Source organism: Lactobacillus nasalidis (assembly GCF_016587775.1).
GTDB lineage: Bacteria > Bacillota > Bacilli > Lactobacillales > Lactobacillaceae > Lactobacillus > Lactobacillus nasalidis.
This window is the reverse complement of record NZ_BOCG01000614.1, coordinates 1-3,787: the sequence shown is the minus strand read 5'-3', so window position 1 is coordinate 3,787 and position 3,787 is coordinate 1. Positions and strand designations below refer to the sequence as shown.

5 protein-coding genes are annotated in these 3,787 nt (G+C 36.4%); all 5 read left to right on the top strand.

Annotated elements, in window-relative coordinates:
• Positions 1–184 (top strand): winged helix DNA-binding protein (locus lacNas_RS11535; RefSeq protein ID WP_507762791.1); only part of this gene is annotated, 184 nt, incomplete at its 5' end.
• 266 nt (positions 185–450) lie between these two features.
• On the top strand, positions 451–1,215 hold the full coding sequence (locus tag lacNas_RS11530) for a helix-turn-helix domain-containing protein (protein WP_201331406.1): 765 nt from the start codon (positions 451–453) through the stop codon (positions 1,213–1,215).
• A 174-nt stretch (positions 1,216–1,389) separates the two neighbouring features.
• Entirely contained in the window at positions 1,390–2,310 is a 921-nt protein-coding gene (locus lacNas_RS11525) for an abortive infection system antitoxin AbiGi family protein (protein WP_201331405.1), read from the top strand.
• Positions 2,288–3,361: a hypothetical protein gene (locus lacNas_RS11520; protein ID WP_201331404.1), complete on the top strand. Its 1,074-nt coding sequence runs from the start codon at positions 2,288–2,290 to the stop codon at positions 3,359–3,361. The genes lacNas_RS11525 and lacNas_RS11520 overlap by 23 nt, the downstream gene beginning before the upstream one ends.
• A gap of 187 nt (positions 3,362–3,548) precedes the next feature.
• Positions 3,549–3,674, top strand: a complete 126-nt coding sequence (locus tag lacNas_RS14440; protein ID WP_280515174.1) for a hypothetical protein — start codon at positions 3,549–3,551, stop codon at positions 3,672–3,674.
• Positions 3,675–3,787 lie beyond the last annotated feature (113 nt).

Below are 3,787 nucleotides of genomic sequence, written 5' to 3'. Positions count from 1 at the left end.
CGGCCGCTACTACCGACTTTTGCTCACGGAAACCGGCAAGAAGCTCTACCCCAAGTGCATGGCAGTCTATACTGAAGTGGAAGCAATGTGCGACAGCATCCTAACCAACGAAGAAAAGGATCAGTTCATCAAGCTGACGAACAAGTTGACCGATGGACTGAAGGATTATCAAAACAAGCAGTAAAAAATCCCAGCACCGAAGTGCTGGGATTTATTTTTAAGGTATTGTACTCCCCTTTGACGAGATGGAGATATAGGGACTGTATCCCTTTGGTGCGCTTATTTACTAAATGTTCAATTAATTAGCGACTTTTGAATTTTCGGCAAAGTCACTTGCTTATTGTTGAATTATCCGCCAACAAGTAGTAATATCGTGGTGACAAAACAGATTTTTCTATGGAAGTGCTAACGCACAGAACACTATTCAAACATAGAAAGGACTATCTAAAAATGGTTAACTCGTTTGACTCAAAAGTCATGTTTAACAACATATCTTACTTAGCTTCCCAGCAAAATAAAAAAATTGGGGAACTTGAAACTGCTGCTGGGGTTAGCACAGGCTACATTTCCCGGACAAAAGATGGGAGTTTCAAACCAGGTATTGAATTCGTTCTTAACGTAGCCAATGAATTAAATGTTAGTGTAGACACACTTTTAAAAACTGATCTGTCAGCATTAACGCCTACGGAACAGTACCTAAAGAATCTTCTTGAAAGATTAATAACTGATACAACCAGTGATAAGCTTGATTGGAATGTTGAAACTGCAGACTCTTTAAACTATATTCAGCCAGATGAAAATGGAAATACTGGTCATCCTTTGTTCTCGGTGAAAACATTTATGGTTCCCACCGAAGTAGAGTATCCGGAAGAGGTTACAAGACCGGTTTTTGAATCTAGAACTTTTGGCAATCAAACTTGTATTGCGGATGACTGCTTCTATCTGCAATTAAATAACGATACAACCCTCTATCTAATGAGCATCTGTAAATTAGTACATCAAGTCGGAGATCCAAACGCGTATGCAAAAGAGCTCTGGATTTCAAACAAGACAGAGCAACAAGAGCTGTGTAGCAACAAAGGGACCGAAACCATTTCTCCTCTTGTGAACGATCTTTACACTGTAGTAGTTGAAAGCTCTAATCATCCAAAAATCAAGCAAAATTTAAAAGCTGCTCTTGACTCATACCTCGAAAATGTCATCAACGAAGATTAGATGGGACTCCCTTTTTAAGATACCAACAAGAGTAGAGCAAGTAAGCTATTTATCTGACAGACATTTTCTGTGGGTTTGATCAATTATTAACTCAAAAGTTAAGATCATTTTTCATTTAATCCCACACACATTGCTTACTCTATACCTAATTCAAATTTCAAAGAAGGTTTACAAGTGAACATTCAAAAAGCTAACTTTCAGAATGAGAGTGACTATGTCCAGAGCGCAAATACCTTATTCCATTTTATGTCCAAGCCTGAATATCTTTATCAAGCTCTAAAAAATCAGTACCTAGCTCCTCGCTATTGCAAAGAAAACATCGAATATCTGAATTTACGGCTTAATAGGCGAAAAATCAGGGACATCTATGTCTTAGAAAAATGTTTCTGCGATATTCCAATGCATAACCTAGTTACTTCATTCGATCTGCAAGTCATAAAACCTAAAAGAATAAAGAAGAAGATTAGGCAAAGAATAGAGGCTGAAAATACTCATCCCGAATTGTATGGGGAGTACGCAATTTCCTTCTCTAAAGAATGGGGAAAGAGGCATGAATTAGAGCCAATTAACTACGTCCAAGAGAATACATCTTACGTAAATAATACTCTTTCTAAAAGCATAAACACTTTAGTAAAATATGATGATCTGCCCGATGAAGTCTCTGAAGATTATATCAATCGCTTGTGTTACTTAAAACCTCTTCATGGAGAAATGGAACGTAAAATCCAAATTGAAGATGATGTCTATAGGGTAACTGTCTGGAAAAATTTTAACGACGAATGTGAATGGAGATATGTGCCTTCTGTTTCAACAGCACAAAAACTCTCTATTAGCAGAATGTATGTAACCGTGTCAGATCAAAAGATTATCGATAGACTAAACGAAGCAATTAGTCAACCTGGGTACAAGAACACTGGATTGCCATTTACCTTCAGCGACATTCAATATTTGATCGTTCCTGACAACAATGCTCGAATCCTCTTAATTAAAGAAATTGAAAAAATCTTTGAAAGCCTATCAAATTATACAAACATAGACAAAGAATTATTAATTAGCAAAATTATCACTCTTAGTGAAATCAAGAAAGACTGGTAAACAATTGACTAATAAGCTTAGAGAAACATTCTTACAAGAACCCACGTTGAGTATTTCCTTTTCTTCTAATGATTTCTATTCCACTTTAGAAAAAATTGAAGAAACCGGTCAGCCACAGAAGATTCCTAATCTCAAGAATCTAGGAATTTTTTTAGAAAATGCCGGTAGCAGTATCAAGTTGAACGAAGATCCATTAGGAGAAAATAGTACTGTCATTATAGGAAAACCATTTAAAACAATTGACTATCCTATAGAAAATAAGGGTAAAGTCCAGAAAATAGTCCTCTATCTAGAGGAAAACAAACAAGAATACACTATTTTTTCAGACAAGAAATTTCCAGTATGGTTGGAAATGAAAGTTAACAAATCAGCCACCCCTCAAAACTGTGTTGTCACCTATCATTTAGATTACTCTTTGGGAAAATCAATCAAAGACATAATTCATCAATTTCAAACTATTTCTGTCCTCATCAAATCCTTGATTACTGACACCGATAGTTTAGTACCACTGCTTAACAGCTTAAATGCACAAGTTATACGATTAACCAAAATTGAGGCGATTCAGGACCAATGCCACCTCATAATTAAACCTAACTGTTTAAAGGATATTTATGTGTCTGATCTAAAAATTGACAAGCTGTACTGGTCCTTAGTAAAGCACAAAAAAATTCGAGATGTTGCAAAGCTAACAAGTTTGAGGTGTATATTAGATAAAGATAACAACATAGACAAAACTATTGGAAAATACCTTCGCGTAGTTTTACCTCAGAAAAAATCAATTTCTTTTTATGGTAAATCTATTGATTTATTCTACGTAAATGTCTTATGTAATGCTATCGTTTCACGCATTGATCGAAAGGATGAGCAAGCAAATATCTTCTTTAAAGATTCAGAATCTGACCCCGCTTATATTTCTTATTCCGCATTCTTAGATCAAGAAGCTGCTGAAACAGAAGCAAATAAAGCTACTGAAGAATTTGCTAAATATAAAAATGCCCCTACTATAGAACAGCTAAACGCTTCTTTAAAAAAGGATTTTCTCTCATCTTAAGATTCATACTCAATTCATCAACACCATCAGAAAAGAATGGAATTGGTTAATCTCAATCTTCCACCATGCATCAATTACAATCATGAGTATATCCTTACTATTCCTTGAACAGGACCTAGTCCGCTTAAAGTTGCGGATGCTTGCGATTCCGACTTGATCCAGTGGCTGACCAGATCGACATAAGTGCATGGCAGTCTATACTGAAGTGGAAGCAATGTGCGACAGCATCCTGAACAACGAAGAAAAGGATCAGTTCATCAAGCTGACGAACAAGTTGACCGATGGACTGAAGGATTATCAAAACAAGCAGTAAGAACAGAAAGCCCCGCATCCGTGATTAGATGCGGGGCTTTTGAGCATAAAAAAGGCGCCTATTAAGCGCCCCAACCAGTTCGGTACAAGTAATCAGCTGATACCATTTTTTGC

Excerpts from the sequence above, each read along its gene's own strand:
- lacNas_RS11530 (WP_201331406.1), top strand. The coding sequence starts at position 451 with ATGGTTAACTCGTTTGACTCAAAAGTCATGTTTAACAACATATCTTAC.
- lacNas_RS14440 (WP_280515174.1), top strand. The coding sequence starts at position 3,549 with ATGGCAGTCTATACTGAAGTGGAAGCAATGTGCGACAGCATCCTGAAC.